This is a genomic window from Dermacoccus barathri (genome assembly GCF_015070805.1).
GTDB lineage: Bacteria > Actinomycetota > Actinomycetes > Actinomycetales > Dermatophilaceae > Dermacoccus > Dermacoccus abyssi.
Genome location: NZ_JADCTK010000002.1, coordinates 213,098 through 230,624 on the forward strand (window position 1 = coordinate 213,098; position 17,527 = coordinate 230,624).

Below are 17,527 nucleotides of genomic sequence, written 5' to 3' on the forward strand. Positions count from 1 at the left end.
GGCCGACGAAACGGGCCGGGCACCGTCACCCCTCGAGGTGTGCGGTGCCCGGCCCGTTTAGGCGTTGCCGTCAGGTGCGTCAGTGGACGCCGACGATGGCCCACTCGGTGGCGCCGAGGAAACCGGCCGAGCGGCGACCCTGCGGCTTGGTGTCGATGTGCACGAGAACCGGTTCGGTGACGGACTCCGCGAGCGTCACGACGAGACGCCCTGCGAGGCCGCGCGTGACGGAGACGCCCTCGGTCACTGGGCGGCCCTGGAGGTCGAGCACTTCCACGGCGCCGTCCGGCACCGAGAACGACGTGTTGACGACGCTCGAAACGGCCTGACGGGCCTGCGAACGCGCGATGCGCGTGCCCTTGCGCATTGCCTTGGCGCCGACACGGGTGTACCGGTTCTTCTTGGTCAGTGCTGCCAACTGGAGCGGGGCATCGACGGCTTCGAGTTCGACGCTCGTCACGCCTTCGCCAGGCACGACGCTCATCCAGCCGTGACGGGTGCGCGCCTTGATCGTGTGGCCACCGGAGACTTGAGCCGGAAGTCGGGGCTCGTCGGCGCCGCGCTCGGTGACGCGGACGGCGTCGTAACGAAGGCCGAGGGCCGGGCGCACGTCGAGCAGGTCGTCGCGCCCGAGCGAGACGCCGAGCACCTCGATCATGAGCAGTCCCTCGGGGTCGATCTCGTCCGCGTCCAGGTCGAACGAGACGGCGACACGGGTGAGGCCGGGGGAGTCCTCGGCGAGCTGCGTCACGAGGGCGGCACCCACGAGTCGGGCCTTCTGACCTGCGCGGATGCTGACGAGACGCGGCAGCGTGAGGTCGGCCTCACGGTGCTCCTCGGGCACGCGCACGCGCCACCACTTCTCGGTGGCCTCGTCGGCGGACAACTCGAGGTCGACGCGCACCGGGCGGCCGCCGTTGTCGAACTTGAGGCCCAGCATCGTGTCGTTCGAACGCGTGCGCCCGACGATGGCCTGGCCGCGCACGATGCCGTCCATCACCATGGCCTCGGGTACGGCGCCACCGGTGAGGTCCACCGGCAGGGTCAGCGGGGTGACGACGTCGTCGAACGTCGTCGTCATTCCGGGATTGCGCTCTGCCATCAGTGGCTCTCCTCAAGATCGGACACCAGGCCGAGGATGGCCGGAAGCTCTTCGGTCGGGGCGTGCAACTCGGCGCGCGTGAGGAACGGCTCGTGGCGATCCCACATGCGGCGGGTTGCGATGAGGACGTTGTCGCCGTCCGCCTCGATGTGCGACATCGCGAGGTTGACGCCCATGTACAGGCGGGCCGCCTGGCTGGACTCCCAGTGGGGCACGAGCGGGCTGGCGACGTCCGAGAGGGCGCGGTAGTAGACGAGCCACAGCCGGGCTCGCTCGATCTGCTCCTCGGTGATCATGCGGTCACCGCGGTTGAGACCGTCCATCGCCTCGCGAAGGTACTGCCAGTACTCCTCCTGCGTGTCGGCACGACGGCTGATACCGCAGTGGCTCCACTCCGACCAACCGGCCTGGAGGGCCGGGATGCCGTAGGCGGGGTACTCGTTGGAGACCGAGCCGCGCACGGTGACGGCGTAGTCGACGAGGCTCCAGATGACGTTCTTCGACAGGTCCATGCTGGGCGTGAAGACCATGTGGTCGAGGTGGCCGTACTTCTCGGCCAGCTTCTCGAACATCTGCGTGCTGTCGTAGAACGCCTGAGCCGGGTGGTCGACGAAGAGCCAGTTCACGTCGGGGTTCTCGGCTGCGAACTCCACCGTCTCGCGGAACCAGTGCCCGAGGTTGTCGAAGATCTCCTTGTTCGAGCGCACGGCGTCGCTGACGGCGTGGTCGAAGACGGTGATGATCGGCTTGGCCGGGTCCCAACCGAAGCGGCGAGCCGCGAAGGTGCGCACGCTGTCACGCTCTGCGCGGGTACGGAACTCCAGCTGCGAGACCGATCCGCCGCCACGCCACCAGGAGGGGCGACCCAGGTTGACCTTGGAACGCCACGTCGACAGCTCTGCCGAGCGTCGTAGCGCGTCACGGTGCTTCCAGACGCACTCCTCGAAGTACTCGGCGATGAGGCGGGTCATCTGCATGCGGTAGGTGCCCTCGCCCTCGATCTGGTCGGGGAAGAGGGCGTAGGCCTTGAGGGAGCCGGTGCTCTGGACGTGGATGACGGGAACGTCGAGGCGCATACCGGCCTCGACCGCGAGCCCCCACTGCGCGTAGTCGATGTGGCTCGTGACGAAGGCAGCCGTCGGGATCTGGGAGAACAAGGCGTCGTAGATGCGCGCGTAGTGCTTGGAGCGCTCGACGAGTCGCTTGTACGTCGGTTCGCTCGCGACCTGCTCGTCGACCTCGGGCACACGCATGATGCGAACGGCCGTGGCGGCGACGATGTCGTCGTACTCCTGCTGCGGGATGTCGGTGGTCTCCGGCAGGGTGATCGTGTGCCCGGCCACCTCGAAGGTGTTCACACCCTGCAGGGTGTCGGCGATCATCTGCCCGACGTCGATGACGTCGACCGCGCCCCAGGCCGTCGCCATCTTCGACAGCTGATCGGTGTCGTAGTACTGCCAGATCGTGTCGCGCCAGTCCGGGTCCGGCCCGACGAGAGCGACGATGCGCGCAGGGTGCATGCGACGGATCCCGTTGGCCAGCGTGAGGTTACGAAGCGCCACACGGACGTCCTGCATGAGCAGGTCGACGAAGATGACTTCCTCGCCCGAGGGCAGCACGCACCGTGGCCAAAACCGCCCGGCCGTGACGCACATGGCGTCGAAGTGCGAACCGTACGATTGGTGGACCTTCTCCACCGGCTTGGCGCGAGCCATGGGCAGTTTCCTTCGTCGATCAGTGGGCGTGCTTCGGGCGTGGCCGGGTCGTGCTTCGGAGCCGAGGGTCCCGACCGGGCCCACAGCACACGTAGGTTAACAACTCAGGTTGCGTCGTTCAGCATGCGTCGAACTGCCTTCTCCGCCTTGTCCTTGAATCCGGGAGGCAGCTGATCCATGACGAGCGCGCGGGCGCTCTTGACGGCCTTGCGCTTCGGAGCACCCAACGCGTCGGTGACCTTGTAGGCCGTCGTGGCAGTCACCGTGTTCATCCGCTTCTCGAGGCCGGCGAACTGTCGATCGCGCCACTCGAGATGCCGCTCCAGCCAGTCGATGCGCTCGCGGTTGACGGCGAGTTCCTCGCGAAGTTCCGCGTTGGCACGGACGGTTTCGCGCCAACTCGCCGAGCGCGGATCCTGGGCGTCCATCTCCTGCGCGCCGGGGGTGGTGAGGCAAGCGAAGCCGTTGTCGGCGGCCGATCCCAACGAGGCCTGAAGGCGTTCCTCGAGCGCGACCGACGATTCTCGGGTGCTCGTCCAGTCGACGCCCACCATGGCGCACAGCGAGTCGGTGATCTGGTCCGCGCCTGCGTCGGCCACCCAGGGGTGGGCGAACGAACGACGGAGCAGACGCTGCGCGAAGCGCAAGAGGTTGCGGGCGAGGGCTGCCTCGCTCGTGGTCTCGACGCTCACCGTCCAACTCGGGTCGAACAGGCCGAACGTGACCGAGTCACCGTCCGTGCGACAGACCGTGTTGTCGACGGTTGCGACGATCGCCTCCGGGGCGGGCAGGCTCATGAGCCAGGCGCCGTATGCGGCGACGACGTGGCGCACACCGGTGAGATCCCGGACACGGCAGGCGTCCGTCAACATCGTCTCGACCAGGGCGCCACGCTCACCGGCGTAGGCGCGCGAGAGGTCGCGTTCGACGACGCCCGAGGCGACGAGACCGCCCAGCGCGTGCCGGTCGTCGTCGTCGACGACCACCCGGGCGCGCCAACCCGCTGCGGCTTCGGGCTCCACGGCAACGGCGCGAGGAACCTGCAGGTCATCGGCGTCGCCGTGGGTCCACATGACGATCCACGCCGGTGCCAGTTCGGCCGCCAGACGCGCATCGAACATGCGCTCGGTGAGCATCGTCGGGTCGCTCAGTGTGCGCGGTCCGGGGCCCGGGTCGACCGCCACGGCGGAGGTGAACGTCTTCGCGAACTGGACGAGTTCCTCGTCTGCGAGTGAGTCGTCGCGCACGAGGACGACGGGGTGGGTGGCACTGGGCACGGCGGCGAAGCAGCGCGCCAGGTTCAGGTCCGCGTGGTCGAGTGCTCCCGCGAGTTCGTGGCGGAACAGTCCGCCGGCGGCTTCGCCGGCCAGATGGTCGAAGTTGTCCCGCGCGAGGACGGACGGAGCAGTCTGCAGGTCGTTGATGCCGAGGGAATTGGAGACCTCCGCGACGAGCACCCCGGATTCCGCGGTGAAGCCGGCCATGAGCGCCAGGCTCTCCCGGCAGCTCAACGGACGCGAGTCAGGCGTGACGAGCATGCGCAGGGGATCGAGTGCGACGACGACTGCATGGTCGCTCGTGTCGAACCTGTCGAGGCTTCCGCAGTGAACCGAGAGGCCCTCGTGCAGGTCGCGCGAGTGCTGGAGGGAGCGAGCATCGACCGTGCCGCGCACGAGGACCGAGACCTCGCGCTCCGGGGACAGGTCCTCGAGGAGGAGACTCGCGGTCGGGCCGATGAGCAGCACCGGACCCTCGGCGGCCTCCACCGCGCGGCGGGCGAGTTCCAGCCCCGCATGGTCCGCGCGGGCAGCCGCCCGATCGCTGTGGTCGAGCATCTCGCCGCCGGTCAGCGTGAAGCCGCTGACGGGCTCGACCTGACGCACGGTCTGCGGGTCCGTCATGCTCAGACCAGCTCCCACGACATGGGCGTGCCCTTCGCCGCGTCACGGGTGAAGGTGCGGCCCTCGAGGGTGGAGAACGTGTCGGGCGCCAGGCCGTTGGCGGGACGGATGGAGCGGACGTTCTCGGCCGTGACGACATCGCCGGCCCTGACGTCCTCGACGACGTAGAGGCTGCGGCGGAAGCGCAACCCCTCCTTCTCCTGGGCGCGTGCGCCGATGCGCGGTTCGCCGAGGCACTGCCAAGCGACCTTGGACTGGGACACGAGCTGGTTCAGCTCCTCCGGCTCGGAAGAGAATGCGGAGTCGACGCCGCCGCCCTCGCGCGAGAGCGTCACGTGCTTCTCGACGAGGACCGCGCCAAGGGCGACGGAGGCGACGGCGGCGCCGATGCCCATCGTGTGGTCGGAGTAACCGATGAGGGTGCCGAGCGCGTCCCGCATGACGGGAATGCCACGCAGATTGGACTCGCTCGGGTCGGCCGGGTAGTTCGCGGTGCACGCCAGCACGACGATCTTGTCGTTGCCGACGCCGCGGGCCGCCTCGACCGCGGCGTTGATCTCGCCGAGCGAGGCCATACCCGTGGAGATGATGATCGGCTTGCCCTTGCTCGCCGCGTGCCGGATGAGGGGGAGGTCGACGATCTCACTGCTCGCGATCTTGTACGCGGGCACGTCGAACTGCTCGAGGAAGTCGACCGCGGTCGGGTCGAAGGGGGAGGAGAAGGCATGGATGCCGAGCTCCTTGGCGAGCGCGAAGATCGGCTCGTGCCACTCCCACGGCGTGTGCGCCTCCTCGTACAGGTCGTACAGGTAGCGGTCGGCCCACAGTTCGTGACCGGAGGAGATCTTGAAGTCGTCGGTCTTGACGTCGATCGTGATCGTGTCGGCCGTGTACGTCTGCAGCTTGATGGCGTGGGCGCCCTGCTCAGCGGCCATGCGCACGATGTCGAGGGCCTTCTCGAGGCTGCCGTCGTGGTTGCCCGACATCTCGGCGATGATGTACGGCTCGGCGTTCGGGCCGACCTCGACGTCACCGATGCGGATGTTCTCGTGCGGGTTCTGGCTCATGCTGGGGGCTCCTCGCTCGTTTGCGATTGGCTGGGTGACGCTCTGCGTCAGGACGTGCGCTCGCGGCGCACGTGGATGACCTGCGTCGGCTTGCCGCCGATCTCGCGCGTCTCGGTCTCCATCTCGACGAAACCGTTGCGCTTGTTGAAGCGACGAACGCCCTCGTTCACCTCGAGCACCTCGGCGTCCAAGGTGTCGATATCGAGCTGCGCGTCAGCGTACTTGACCGCCTCACGTTGGATCTGGATCCACGCAGGCAGCAGCTCGCCTCGTTCCGTGAGGCCGTCGTTGTCGAGGTAGTAACCCCACCAGGAGGTCTTCGCCTCGGCGTCGTAGTCGAAGAACGTGACGACACCGGCGGGCACTCCGCCGCGCTCGTACATGAGCACGCGTCGGCTCGGGTTGTCCTTCGTGTTCGCCCACCACGCCGCATGCTCGTCGGGCGAGATGACGTGCTGGGCGAGAGAGACGGCGCGTACCTCGTCGTGATTGCGCCAGGTGCGCACGTTTTCCTGGTCGGCGTCCGTGGCGGGGCGAAGCATGCGAACTCCCGTTCTCAACTCGGTGACTCGGACCGTCAGGGCCCGACTCACCACGATACCGGCCGCAGGTGTGCCCACGCGACGCTGACGCGTTCCCGCGCGTCACCGCGACGAAGAGCGTGTGGGCGCACCGCAGCGCACCCTTCGTGCGTCGCGCGATCTCGCAGGTGAGGCGAAGCCCTAGACTGTCGTCAGCACACGTGTCTGCGTCGACGGCGGTCGCCCCACCGAAGGCGCGGGTCATTTCGCACGATGAAGGAGAGTCCATGAGCACGCTCAGCCGCGAGCAGGTCCGCACGATGATGGGTGAGGTTCTCACCGCGCAGGGCAAGGAGCTGCCGTCCGACGACTCGGCTCGTCTCGACGCCATCGGCTTCCGCTCGCTCGACTTCTCCGAACTCGCCCTGCAGGTCGAGGACGAGCTCGACACCGAGCTCAACTTCGACGCGCCCGGCCTGCGCTCCATCGAGACCGTCGGCGACGTGCTCGACTTCATCGACGAACTGCAGAAGGCCTCCTGATCTTGGCGTCACAGGCCAACGGCGCTCCTGCGGGCGCGAACAACCGTGTCGTCGTCGGAGACTTCGACGGCACGTGGGCCGAGCTCGCCGAGTCGAGCTTCGGTGCGAGCAACGACACGCTCTCGGCACCTCTCGCCGCAGCGTTCCTCGTGAGCGGCCACCGCGGCGCAGCGCAGGCCGCGTGGCTCGCCGCCACGGAGGCGAACCGCGAGACCCTCATCGCCACCGCGGCACGCATCGACGACGAGCAGGCCGAGGGCTTCCGCGAGTTCGGTCTGTCCCTCGTGCGCGACGGCGCGGGGGGCGTGGACGTCGCTCCCGCCATCAACGAGCGCGACGCCGAGGACGGTCGCGTCTGGCTGCTGACGTCCGGTTCGACCGGGCGCCCCAAGCAGGTGGCGCACACCCTTGCCTCCCTCACGACCGTCGCCGGCGACCAGCCCGCGCGCACCTGGCTGTGCCCCTACACGCCGGGCGCCTACGCGTGGTGGCAGGTCGTCACCCTCTCGATCGCGCTGCCGGGCCAGGACATCGTCTTCGTCGACCCCGCGCAGCTCGCCGAATGGCCGGACCAGGCGCTCGCCGCCGGCGTCACCGCCGCCTCGGGTACGCCGACGTTCTGGCGTCAGGCCCTGTGGCGCAGCGGCGACGTGCTCGCGCAGCTGAAACTCGAGCAGGTCACCCTCGGCGGCGAACCCGTCGACCAGGCCATCCTCGACCGCCTGCGTGAGGTGTTCCCGAACGCCCGCATCTCGTGGATCTACGCGAGCTCCGAAGCGGGCGCCGCCATCGCCGTCCACGACGGCCTGGCCGGCTTCCCCGAAGCCTGGCTCGAACGTGACGTGCCCGGTCGTCCGCGCCTGTCCGTGGAGGACGGTGAGTTGCTCATCGCCTCGCCCAAGGCCGCCGAGGGCATGGACGCCGTCATCCGCACCGGCGACAACGTCGATATCTCGGGCGGCCGCGTCGTCATCACCGGCCGGGCCGCGAGCGACGAGATCAACGTCGGCGGGTCCAAGGCCTCCGCCGGCAAGGTGCGCGCCGCGCTCCTGGCCCACCCCGACGTCGCCTGGGCCGCCGTCCGCGGCCGCAAGGCGCCCCTCGTCGGCAACGTCGTCGCAGCCGACGTCGTCCTGCGTGACGGCCTCGACAAGGCCTCCGACGACGCACCCACCCAAGCCGATCTGCAGGCATGGTGCGGCGAACGACTCCCTGAATACGCGGTACCCCGCCGCATCCGATACCTCAGTGAAATCCCGATCAAGGAGAGCTTGAAGAGCGATGTCTGAAACCACCAAGACGCCGATCCCGGCCGCCACGTGCGTCCTCATCTCGGGCGGCTCGCGCGGCCTCGGCCTCGCCTTCGTCGAAGACGTGCTCTCCCAGGGCGCCAAGGTGGCCGCGTTCGCGCGCACCGTCACCCCTGAGCTGCAGAAGCTCATGGACGAGCAGCCCGAGCGCGTCTACGTCGGCTCCGTCGACATCACCGACCCCAAGGCCGTCACCACGTTCATCAAGGACGCCTCCAAGGTGCTCGGCCCCATCGACGCGCTCGTCAACAACGCCGCCATCGGACAGGACTCGCTCCACCTCCACACGACGCCCGAGCGCATCGAAGACATCATCTCGACGAACCTCACCTCCACGCTGCTCGTGACGCGCGCCTTCATGCGCCACGCCATGGCCAAGGTCGGCAAGGGGCGCATCGTCAACGTCACCAGCGTCTGTGCCCAGCGCGGCTACGCCGGCCTCGTCGCCTACTCCGCCACCAAGGGCGGCCTCGACGCCGCCACCCGCTCCCTCGCTCGCGAAATGCACGGACGCTTCCTCGTCAACTCGATCGCGCCCGGCTTCTTCGCCTCCGAAATGAGCTCCGTGCTCGGCACCGAACAGCTCTCCACCATCACCCGACGCACGCCCACCGGCCAGCTCGTCGAACCGGAGAACATCACGCCCACCCTGCGCATGCTGCTCTTCGAAGACACCAACATCAACGGCATGGTGCTGACGATCGACGGTGGCGGGAGCATCTGATCTGTCCCTAGCCGCGTCTTCTGGCGAGGGGTTTCTGGGCGCGAGCGAGCTGGCGCCCAGAAACCCCTCGCTCGGTGCGACACGGCGATTTCCCTTGCTGCATCTTCCGGCGACGGGCTTGACGCCACGAGCAAGCTCGCGACGTCAAGCCCGTCGCTCGGTGCGACACAGCTGCGGGCGCTCGACCTTCACGCGGCATGTCCCACGGCTTCGCAAGCTCAGCCGGGGACATGCCGCGTTTCGGTCTCGCGGCGTCCACTTCCAGCGTTGTTGCGTTGGGACAAGAGGGCGCGGCTCGTTCGCGTGGCGGGGGAGCCGCCGCGAGCACGGTTGGTCTGCGTCGTGGGTACCGGCCTGTCTCGACGATCGAGGGTACTCATCTGAGACGCTGTGTTGAGGCTCGCTGTTGGGAAGGAACGGCACGGTGAACGCTGCTGATCTGCTGGCCGCCGCGGTGCGGGACGGGCGGCTCGAACGGTCGTCCGGGGTCTCGCCTCACGAGCACCCCCTCGCGGCGCGCAGCTACCTGTCAGACGGCACCGGGCTCGCGTGGCACGTTCCCTCCGCGCTGCGCAGCCACGGCACCTTCGTCCTCGACGCCGAAATCCCACGGCCCGTGCGTTCAACTCTCGTGCGGCGCTACGGCGTCGACGACCCCGACACCTTCGCCGAACGCTGGACCCGCGCAGAGGCTCTCGCCAAACTCGCCGACCTGCCCATCATCACCTGGCTCAGCCGCCACGGACTCACCGTGCCCGAACGCGTCGGCGCACTGCGCGATGTCGGCGAGACCGACTGGAGCACTGAGCGGTTCGGCGACGTCATCGTGACCTTTGCCGTCACCGCACACGCTCAGCGGGCCGACACGAGCGAGGAGCGTTCTCCGGCTGTCGGTGGCACCGTCTAGCCTTGGACGCATTCCAAAAAATCGAGCAGTGCAGTCGAAGGCGCGGCAACGGACGACGAAGGAGAAGGCATGGCGCAGGAGCCGCAGACGGGTGCCACCCCGCCTCGCGTCGGCGTCGTCCTCATGACGATGGGTAACCGCCCCGACGATCTCGAACGGGCCATCTCGTCCCTGAACCAGCAGCGCGGAGTCGAACTCGACATCGTGCTGCTCGGCAACGGCTGGAACCCGGCCGAGAACCCGTGGCCGTTCCCGGCGAACGTGCGCACCATCCACTCGCCGGAGAACCTCGGCATCCCCGAAGGCCGAAACGTCGGTGCGCGGGCAGCCCGCGGCGACTACCTGTTCTTCTACGACGACGACGCCATCCTCCCCACTGACCACGTCCTCGCCGACATGGTGGCCGAGATGGAGAAGCGGGCCGACAACGCCGTCATCGGCCCGCTCGGGCAGGACCCCACGGGAAAGCCGACGCCACGCCGCTGGATTCCGCGCCTCAACGTCAAGAACAACGGAAAGCCCGGCCCGGCCACCTGGTTCCTCGAAGGCATCCACCTCTCGCGCCGCACCGCATTCGATCAGGTCGGCGGCTGGCCGGGGCACTTCTTCTACGGTCACGAAGGCATCGACCTCGCCTGGCGACTCATCGATGCGGGCTGGGTCATCCAGTACGTACCCAGCATCACTGTGAACCACCCGGCCACCTCTCCGGCACGGCACGCCGTCTATTACCGGATGAACGCGCGAAACCGCGTGTGGGTGGCCAAGCGCAACCTACCGGCGCCCCTCGTGCCGCTGTACATCGGTAACTGGGCGGCCATCACCCTGCTTCGCGTCAAGGACAAGGCCGCACTCAAGGTCTGGTTCGCCGGCCTTGCCGAGGGCCTGCGCACCGACGCGGGGGAGCGGCACGTCATGTCGTGGCGCACGGTCGCGAAGCTCACCCGCCTCGGCCGGCCCCCGGTGATCTGACATGAGCGAAACCCACAACGACCACGTCCACGCCGTCGTCACCGGGGCCAAGAGTCGCTCGCACGTGCTCTACATCGCCTCCTACCTTCGCCGCGTCCTGCAGGATCTTTCGGACGCCGGCCGCCTGCGCGTCTCGTTCGTCCCGGCAGCCGCGTTCCTCACCGCGCCCGCGGTCGGTGTCGAGGACGCGCGAGCTCTGCTGCCGGACGACCCACGCCTCTCGCTCGAGGAAGGCATGGCGGGATGGCGTTTCGCCGAGGGCGCGCGGGCCCTCTACGTCAGCGTGGGAACGCCCGGCCTGAAGGCTCTCGTCGCGCTTCGTCGCGCGAACGGCGTGCGCCCCATCCACGTCGTCGTCACCGACGAAGGCATCGGCACCTACGGTTCGTGGACGACTCGCCGTGACGCCATCCGCCGGCAGGGCGCCGCGCCTGTCACGGCCACGCTCAAGGCCTGTCTCATCGCCGCGACGGGCAAGGCGTTGACGTCCGAGCGGTGGCCCGCGTATCGGCGCACCTCCCACGGCTGGGAGGTCACCGAGGCCGTGCGTGCGGAGTTCCGCGCCCACACCGAAGGTGCCTCCCGATCGGTGCGTCGCAGCGCCGTCATCCTCACTCAGCCCTTCGTCGATCTGGGGCTCATCGACGAGAAGCGGTACGTCGACTACGTCCGCGGCCTGGTCGCGAGTTGCGCGGACGCGGGACTCGAACCACTGGTTCGCGCGCACCCTGCTGAGGACGTGCGCCGCTACGACGAGTTCGAGGTCATGCGCTCGCGCGGCACCGCCGAGCTCGATCCGCTCGTCGTCGGCGCCGACGCCGTCCTCGGAGGCCCCACCACAGCCCTCATCAACCTCAGTGCGATGTTCGGCGCCAACGTCGTCTGGGTGAGCGAACCCTCTCTCACCTTCCTCGACACCGATGTCTCCGAGGCTCAACGGCAGATCTTCGCGGCGTTCCTCGGCCGACCCGTCCGTCCGGTCGACGTGGCAGCGCGACTCGCGTGAGTACCCGGCCCGACCTCGTCGAACAGTGGGAGCCCGGACGCAGCGTTCCGGTGGCTTCGATCCTCGGCGCTCTTCGCCGGGGATCGGGCGATCCGACGATGGTCGTGCGTCCCAACGCCGTGTGGTGGGGCGTGCACACGCCGGCAGGACCGACGGCCACCTGGTGGCAGGTCGAGCCCGCGGAGGGGGGCGAGCGCGTCATCCTGCGGGCATACGGAGCGGGCGCGGCGTGGTTCGCGGGCCGTTTGCCCACCATCCTCGGTGAGGCGGACAGCCTCGACGGCTTCGCTGCCCATCACGAGCCCGTGAAGGTCGCCCTTCGCGTGCGTCAGCTCGCCGATTGGCGCATCCCGCGCACGGGCCTCGTCATCACCTCGCTCGTCCCGAGCATCCTCGAGCAGAAGGTCACCGGTCGTCAGGCCTTCGCAGGCTTCCGCCACCTCGTGCGCATGTACGGCACCCCTGTCACGTTCGACCCGGAGGCGCTGCGGGCGGCGGGCCCTCAGACACCGGCCGTCGCTCGCCTCATGGCCGCACCCTCTGCTGCACAGTGGCGACGTATCCCGTCCTGGGAATGGCTGCAAGCCGGTGTCGAGCCGCCGCAGTCACGCACCGTCATGCGTGCCCTCGAGCACGCGGACCGTCTCGAGCAGACGAGCGAGCTGCCGATTGCGGAGGCCCACGCAAGGCTGCGCCTCGTGCCCGGAATCGGTGTCTGGACGGCGGCAAAAGTTGCACAGAGCGCGTGGGGCGACCCCGACGCCCCCACCTTCGCCGACTACCACGTGGCCAAGGAGATCGGGCACGCGCTGCTCGGGCGTGACATCGACGACGTGGGTATGGCCGGCCTTCTCGAGCCCTACCGCGGACACCGCTATCGAGCCGAGCGCCTCATCCTCGCGGCCGCTCCGCGGCGCGAACGTCATGGTGCCCGTATGACGTTGCCCTCACACCTGCCCCAGCGCGCGTGGCGCTGAGGCGCAGCGAGAGGCCTGCACGGGTGTCCCCGGCGTCGGGTGGGAGCAGGTCGCCGATCGATCAGGCTCCGAGAACCGTGGTGCGTACCTCGCGCGCAGCTTCGACGTCGCCGACCAGCGCTCGCGCGAGCGGCGCACGCGTCACATTGAGACGCCCGGGGTAGCTGCCCTGAGCCTCGTCCTCGTCGATGAGAAGCACGTCGGCGAAGTCCGCGTAGAGCTTGGCCACCTGCGCCGACGTCATCTCGAGGCCCGCCTGCGACCAGGCGCTGCGCTCGGCGTCACCGTCGCGGCTCGTCGGCAGGCCGACCGGACTCATGACGACGACGCGGGCCGCTGTGCCGCGCAGGGCGTCGCGCACGCCGGGCACCCCGAGCAGCCCCGGCCCGTCGAGCACGGGTGACATCGGGGTGAGCACGACGACGTCGCTGCTGCGCAGCGCGTCGAGCACGCCGGGGGAGGGCGTCGACTGTTCGAGCCCGGCGACTCCGAAGGCTTGCGGTTCGCCCCGGTCGGCATCCCCGAGCCAACGGGCGACGGGGCGGCTGCTGCGCTCTCCGGCCTCGTTCTCCTCGATGACGTGAAGTTCGACGGGCTCGTTCGTCGCGGGAATAACGCGAGCCTCCGCTGCGGGGCTCTGGAGCTGGGCACACGTGGCCGCGGTCTCACCTCGAGCGCGCCAGTAGTTGCGGGCGACGGCGAAGGCGACACTCTCGTCGTCGAGAATCGGCCACTCGCCGGGTGCCAGGCCCAGTTCTGCGAGCGTGGAGGAGACGGTCGACGTGGAGGGGCGCGCGGGTGAGGGCGTGAAAGCGCGCAGTGCGGCGTCCGTGTCCGGGGTGAAGCGCAGACCCGCAACACTGAGGTCCCCCGAGGTATTTGTGATGCAGATCACATCACCCATCGGCGTGTCGATGGTCGACCCCGGCGCGAACAGCCCATGTAGTGCTGCAGCTGACTGGGGACCACTAGATAGGAGCGTGAGTTGCATATTGTCAGTGTGACAGGCGAGGTGGTGGAGGCGCCATTCACCCCCGGGGAGGGGGTTGCGAGCATTCCCGTTCGGCTTGACTCACTCGAATGACATCGATGTAATTGCCATGTCGCGCTTCGCCGTCCCCCTTGTTGTCGTCCCGCTCCGGTGGGGTTGTCACCGCCGGGTGGTATTGGGCCGAAGTGCACCGACGCCTGACCATGGCACCGACGACGAAAGGACGGACATGCAGGAATTCATGCAGTTGATCAGCCTGCACGACGCCCTGGACGACACGGAGGAAATGTCGTGGCAGGAGCGCGCACTGTGCGCGCAGACCGACCCCGAAGCGTTCTTCCCCGAGAAGGGCGGCTCCACCCGCGAGGCCAAGCGTGTCTGCGTCGGGTGTGAGGTTCGCTCCGAGTGCCTCGAGTACGCGCTGGAGAACGACGAGCGCTTCGGCATCTGGGGTGGCCTTTCCGAGCGTGAGCGCCGCAAGCTGAAGAAGCGCGCGGTCTGATCAGGTGACGGCGAGCGCTCGACTCGGCGTCCACGAGCCCCGCGAGGGCACACCCGAGCATCCTTTCGTCACCGCCGTCCTCGCGGCGCGGGACGGACACCTACCGTGGCTTCGCGCCACGGTCGATGCATTTCTCGACCAGTCGCGACAGGCGGACCGCCTCGTCGTCGTCGACGGCACTCCCGATCAGGACATGCGCGAGGTCCTCGCGCGTGAGTTCCCGGAACTGCGCGCAGTCGACCTCACTGTCGTCAAGGCGAACCACGAGGAAGCCTTCGCCGGTCTCGTCGACCGGGCCGTGCAGGCCATTCCCGCGCGTGGCAGCGACCACGTCGTCGCGCTGCGCGATCGCCGCCGCGCCCGCCGACGCCCCACCCACCCGAGCGACCGCTACCACTGGTTGTGGCTGCTCCACGAGGACTCCGCTCCGACGCCCGACTCCCTGAAGGCGCTCATGCGCGCGGTGGGTCGAAGCGAGCGCATCGGTATCGCGGGCTGCAAGATCAACGAGCTCGACCGTCCATCCCGTCTGATCAACATCGGTATCGACGTCACGCGCAGCGGGCGTCACGTCGCCCGCACCGTCGAGGGCGAACTCGACCAGGGCCAGCACGACGGGCGCCGTGACGTGCTCGCCGTGTCGAGTGCCGGCATGCTCGTGCGCCAGGACGTCTACCTCGACCTGGGCGGCTTCGATCCCGCGTTCGACGGCGACGGTGACGGTCTCGATCTGTGCTGGCGAGCCCACCTCGCCGACCACGCGGTCGTCGTCGTGCCCGAGGCCACCGCACACCAGGACATCGACTCCGCGCACCTGCTGCGCGTCATGGAGGGCCGCGGGACGCGTATGACGCGTCGCCAGCGCCGCAGCATGACGCGCCGCTCGGGTGACCCCGATCGTCCGGCCGCGCACTCGGGCAGCACACTGCGCCGCCACCGTCAGGTCGCCCTCGCGCGGACCTCCACGCTCCGTTTCCCCTTCGCGCTCGCGTGGGCAACGATCTCGTCTGCGCTGCTGGGTGTCGTGCTGCTCCTGCTCAAGCGCCCGCGCTCGGCCGCGTCGGAGTTCGGTCAGGCCAGTGCAGGTCTCGGACTCGGCCGCATCATGGGCGCGCGACGCCGCTTCCGTGGACGTGCCGGCGTGAGCAACGCCCAACTCTCGTCCCTCTTCGTCCCGGCCGAAGCGGGGCGTGCCGCGGCCTGGGACGCCGTGGTCGCCGCGCTGACACCTGGTGGCTCGAAGCCGGTGCACCAGCCGATCTCCACCGAGACGGGCCCGCAGTCCGAAGAGGCCGAGGAAATGCGGACCCGCGGCGGCGTGCTCAAGCGCATCGGGCGCCACCCCGGTCTATGGGCCGTACTCGTGCTGTTCGGCATGAGCCTGTTCATCTTCCGTGACGCCTTGAGTGACGGCGCTCTTCGCGGCGGTCACGGCCTCGCGGGTGGCGAACTCCTGCCGTACTTCACCTCGCCCGGCGGTGTCTGGCATGCCTGGCGCGACGCCTGGCAGGGCCCCGGTTTCGGGCACGCCGCCTCGTCGGTGCCCTATCTGCCGTTCATCGCCATCGGTTCCTGGTTCGTCTCGCTCCTGCCGGGTATGGCCGATTCCACCGCGACCGCGACAGCCATCACATGGCTCTTCCTGGCCGCTCCGGCACTCGCAGGGTGGTCGGCCTACCTCGCGGGGCGCGCGGCGACGAAGCTCGCGTGGCCACGAGCTCTGGCAGCCCTCGCGTGGGGCTCTCTCGCCCCGCTCACGACGGCGCTGCTCGGCGGGCGCCTCGGCCCCGTCATCGCGCACATCGTGCTCCCGCTGGCCCTGGCGGGCATTCTGCGGCTCGGCCGCTCCGGCGCCACCGTCGCCGGCACGGCAGCCACTGCGCTCGCCGTCACGGTGCTCGGGGCCTACACACCGATCCTCCTTCCCGTCCTGGCGATTGCCCTGATCGTCGTCGCGGTGCTGGGGTCGAGCGCCGCGAAGATCCGCGCGCTCGCCGTGGTCGTGCTCGTACCGCTGTTGCTCGGGCACTGGAGCGTCGAGGTCTTCTCCGACCCGAGCAAGCTCGTCGGCGGCCCCGGGGTCCTGACGGACGGTGACGGCGGCGCGCCGCTGTCCGCGCTCCTGTTCCACCCGGGCGGCCCGGGCTCGACGCCGTTGCTCCTGGCGGTGCCTGTCCTCTTCTTCGGCCTGTGGGGTGCGCTGCGCGGCCGGGGTCACGAACTCGCGCGCTGGGCACTCGTGGTCCTCGCGCTCGTTGCTCTCGCTGCCGCGCTGCTCGCGCCGCGTCACTCCCTTGGCGCGCCCACCGGACTGCACGTGTGGACGGGTGTCCCGGAGCAGGTCGCGGCGCTGTCGATGCTCGCGCTCGCGCTCATCGGCGCAGATCGCGTCCACGGTTCCTCTGAACCCGGAACCCGTTCGGCCACCTCGCGCCTCGGGCGCCTCAGCGTCGTCACGATCGCACTCGTCATGGGTGGGGTCATCGGTCTGACGGCGTGGAACGCCTCGGCCGGCAAGAACGGCGTCCAAGCCGTGCGCAACCCGGCTCCTGCCATCACCATGCACGAGGCTGAGTCGGCGCGAGCCGGCATGCTGCTCGACCTCCAGCCACGTTCGGGGGCCGTGACGTTCACCGTTCGCAGCCGCGAGGCCGGCCTGCCCTCGGTCGACCCGACCCAGCCGGCGATGCAGACGCCGACGTCCGTGACCAAGGCCATTGCCGCGCTCGTCGACTCGGGCGCCGGTGAGCGGGCCCAGGCCGCCCAGACCCTGCGGGACGCCGGAATCTCCTTCGTCGCGGCCGACCGTCGCGCGCAGGAGTCCGACACCCTGCTCGCTGCCCTCGACTCCGCTGACGGGCTCGTGCCGATGGCGACCGACTCGACGGCGTCCCTGTACCGCATCGACGGCGCCGGGGGCGGGCGTGCCGCACGGGTCGTCGTGCGCGACGGCGAAGAGCGTCACATCGTCCCCGTTCGCGGCCCGCACGCGCGGGTCTCGACGACGTTGCCGGGCGGTGACGCGCAGCGCAGGCTCGTCGTGAGCGCCGGCAACGACTTCGCTCGTGAGGCCGAGGTGACCCTCGACGGACGCGCGCTCGAGCCGGTGGCCGGCACCCAGATGCCCACTTACAGCGTCGGCGCGGACGGCGGCAAACTCGTCATCGAACCCGGCACGGCGTGGCCGGCCTGGCGCGTGGCCCAGCTCGTGCTGCTCGGGCTCGTCGTGTTCCTGGCCGTTCCGTTCGGGTCCGCGCGCGCACGCGGGCGTCAGTGAGGCAGGGGAGGAC

At 69.3% G+C, this 17,527-nt stretch carries 15 protein-coding genes; 9 read left to right on the forward strand and 6 right to left on the reverse strand.

Going from position 1 to position 17,527, the window contains the following annotated elements; all coding sequences use genetic code 11:
• Positions 1–79: 79 nt before the first annotated feature.
• The 5 genes from IM689_RS04045 to IM689_RS04065 form a co-directional block, all read right to left on the reverse strand.
• Positions 80–1,102, reverse strand: coding sequence for a hypothetical protein (locus IM689_RS04045; RefSeq protein WP_193643011.1), 1,023 nt, complete (start codon positions 1,100–1,102; stop codon positions 80–82).
• Positions 1,102–2,817 (reverse strand): hypothetical protein, encoded by a 1,716-nt coding sequence (locus IM689_RS04050; RefSeq protein ID WP_052947028.1) that lies wholly within the window; start codon positions 2,815–2,817, stop codon positions 1,102–1,104. The genes IM689_RS04045 and IM689_RS04050 overlap by 1 nt, the downstream gene beginning before the upstream one ends.
• A 104-nt stretch (positions 2,818–2,921) precedes the next feature.
• Positions 2,922–4,718, reverse strand: a complete 1,797-nt coding sequence (locus tag IM689_RS04055) for a hypothetical protein (protein WP_193643012.1) — start codon at positions 4,716–4,718, stop codon at positions 2,922–2,924.
• Positions 4,719–4,720: 2 nt separating this feature from the next.
• Complete coding sequence (gene pseI / locus IM689_RS04060; protein ID WP_193643013.1) at positions 4,721–5,785, reverse strand: pseudaminic acid synthase; 1,065 nt, start codon at positions 5,783–5,785, stop codon at positions 4,721–4,723.
• Positions 5,786–5,832: 47 nt separating this feature from the next.
• Entirely contained in the window at positions 5,833–6,327 is a 495-nt protein-coding gene (locus tag IM689_RS04065) for a GNAT family N-acetyltransferase (protein WP_193643014.1), read from the reverse strand.
• Positions 6,328–6,593: 266 nt separating this feature from the next.
• Between IM689_RS04065 and IM689_RS04070 the strand changes: the two genes are divergently transcribed.
• The 7 genes from IM689_RS04070 (at position 6,594) to IM689_RS04100 (ending at position 12,744) form a co-directional block, all read left to right on the forward strand.
• Positions 6,594–6,848 (forward strand): phosphopantetheine-binding protein, encoded by a 255-nt coding sequence (locus tag IM689_RS04070; protein ID WP_047311887.1) that lies wholly within the window; start codon positions 6,594–6,596, stop codon positions 6,846–6,848.
• A 2-nt stretch (positions 6,849–6,850) separates the two neighbouring features.
• Entirely contained in the window at positions 6,851–8,137 is a 1,287-nt protein-coding gene (locus tag IM689_RS04075; protein ID WP_187034388.1) for an AMP-binding protein, read from the forward strand.
• Positions 8,130–8,882: an SDR family NAD(P)-dependent oxidoreductase gene (locus IM689_RS04080; RefSeq protein WP_193643015.1), complete on the forward strand. Its 753-nt coding sequence runs from the start codon at positions 8,130–8,132 to the stop codon at positions 8,880–8,882. Before IM689_RS04075 ends, IM689_RS04080 begins: the two co-directional genes overlap by 8 nt.
• 424 nt (positions 8,883–9,306) lie before the next feature.
• Positions 9,307–9,789: a hypothetical protein gene (locus tag IM689_RS04085; RefSeq protein WP_193643016.1), complete on the forward strand. Its 483-nt coding sequence runs from the start codon at positions 9,307–9,309 to the stop codon at positions 9,787–9,789.
• Positions 9,790–9,858: 69 nt separating this feature from the next.
• Entirely contained in the window at positions 9,859–10,761 is a 903-nt protein-coding gene (locus IM689_RS04090) for a glycosyltransferase family 2 protein (RefSeq protein WP_129664522.1), read from the forward strand.
• Position 10,762: 1 nt separating this feature from the next.
• On the forward strand, positions 10,763–11,767 hold the full coding sequence (locus IM689_RS04095; protein WP_193643017.1) for a polysialyltransferase family glycosyltransferase: 1,005 nt from the start codon (positions 10,763–10,765) through the stop codon (positions 11,765–11,767).
• On the forward strand, positions 11,764–12,744 hold the full coding sequence (locus IM689_RS04100) for a DNA-3-methyladenine glycosylase family protein (protein ID WP_193643018.1): 981 nt from the start codon (positions 11,764–11,766) through the stop codon (positions 12,742–12,744). Before IM689_RS04095 ends, IM689_RS04100 begins: the two co-directional genes overlap by 4 nt.
• A gap of 61 nt (positions 12,745–12,805) precedes the next feature.
• Here the strand turns inward: IM689_RS04100 and IM689_RS04105 are convergent, their stop codons facing one another.
• Positions 12,806–13,648, reverse strand: a complete 843-nt coding sequence (locus IM689_RS04105) for a 2-phospho-L-lactate transferase CofD family protein (protein ID WP_193643019.1) — start codon at positions 13,646–13,648, stop codon at positions 12,806–12,808.
• 328 nt (positions 13,649–13,976) lie between these two features.
• Here IM689_RS04105 and IM689_RS04110 point away from each other — a divergent pair, with 328 nt between their 5' ends.
• Positions 13,977–14,237 (forward strand): WhiB family transcriptional regulator, encoded by a 261-nt coding sequence (locus IM689_RS04110; protein WP_182434746.1) that lies wholly within the window; start codon positions 13,977–13,979, stop codon positions 14,235–14,237.
• Positions 14,238–14,241: 4 nt separating this feature from the next.
• The gene (locus IM689_RS04115; RefSeq protein ID WP_193643020.1) at positions 14,242–17,514 is read left to right on the forward strand and encodes a glycosyltransferase; all 3,273 of its coding nucleotides are present in this window, start codon (positions 14,242–14,244) and stop codon (positions 17,512–17,514) included.
• The last annotated feature ends 13 nt before the right edge of the window (positions 17,515–17,527 follow it).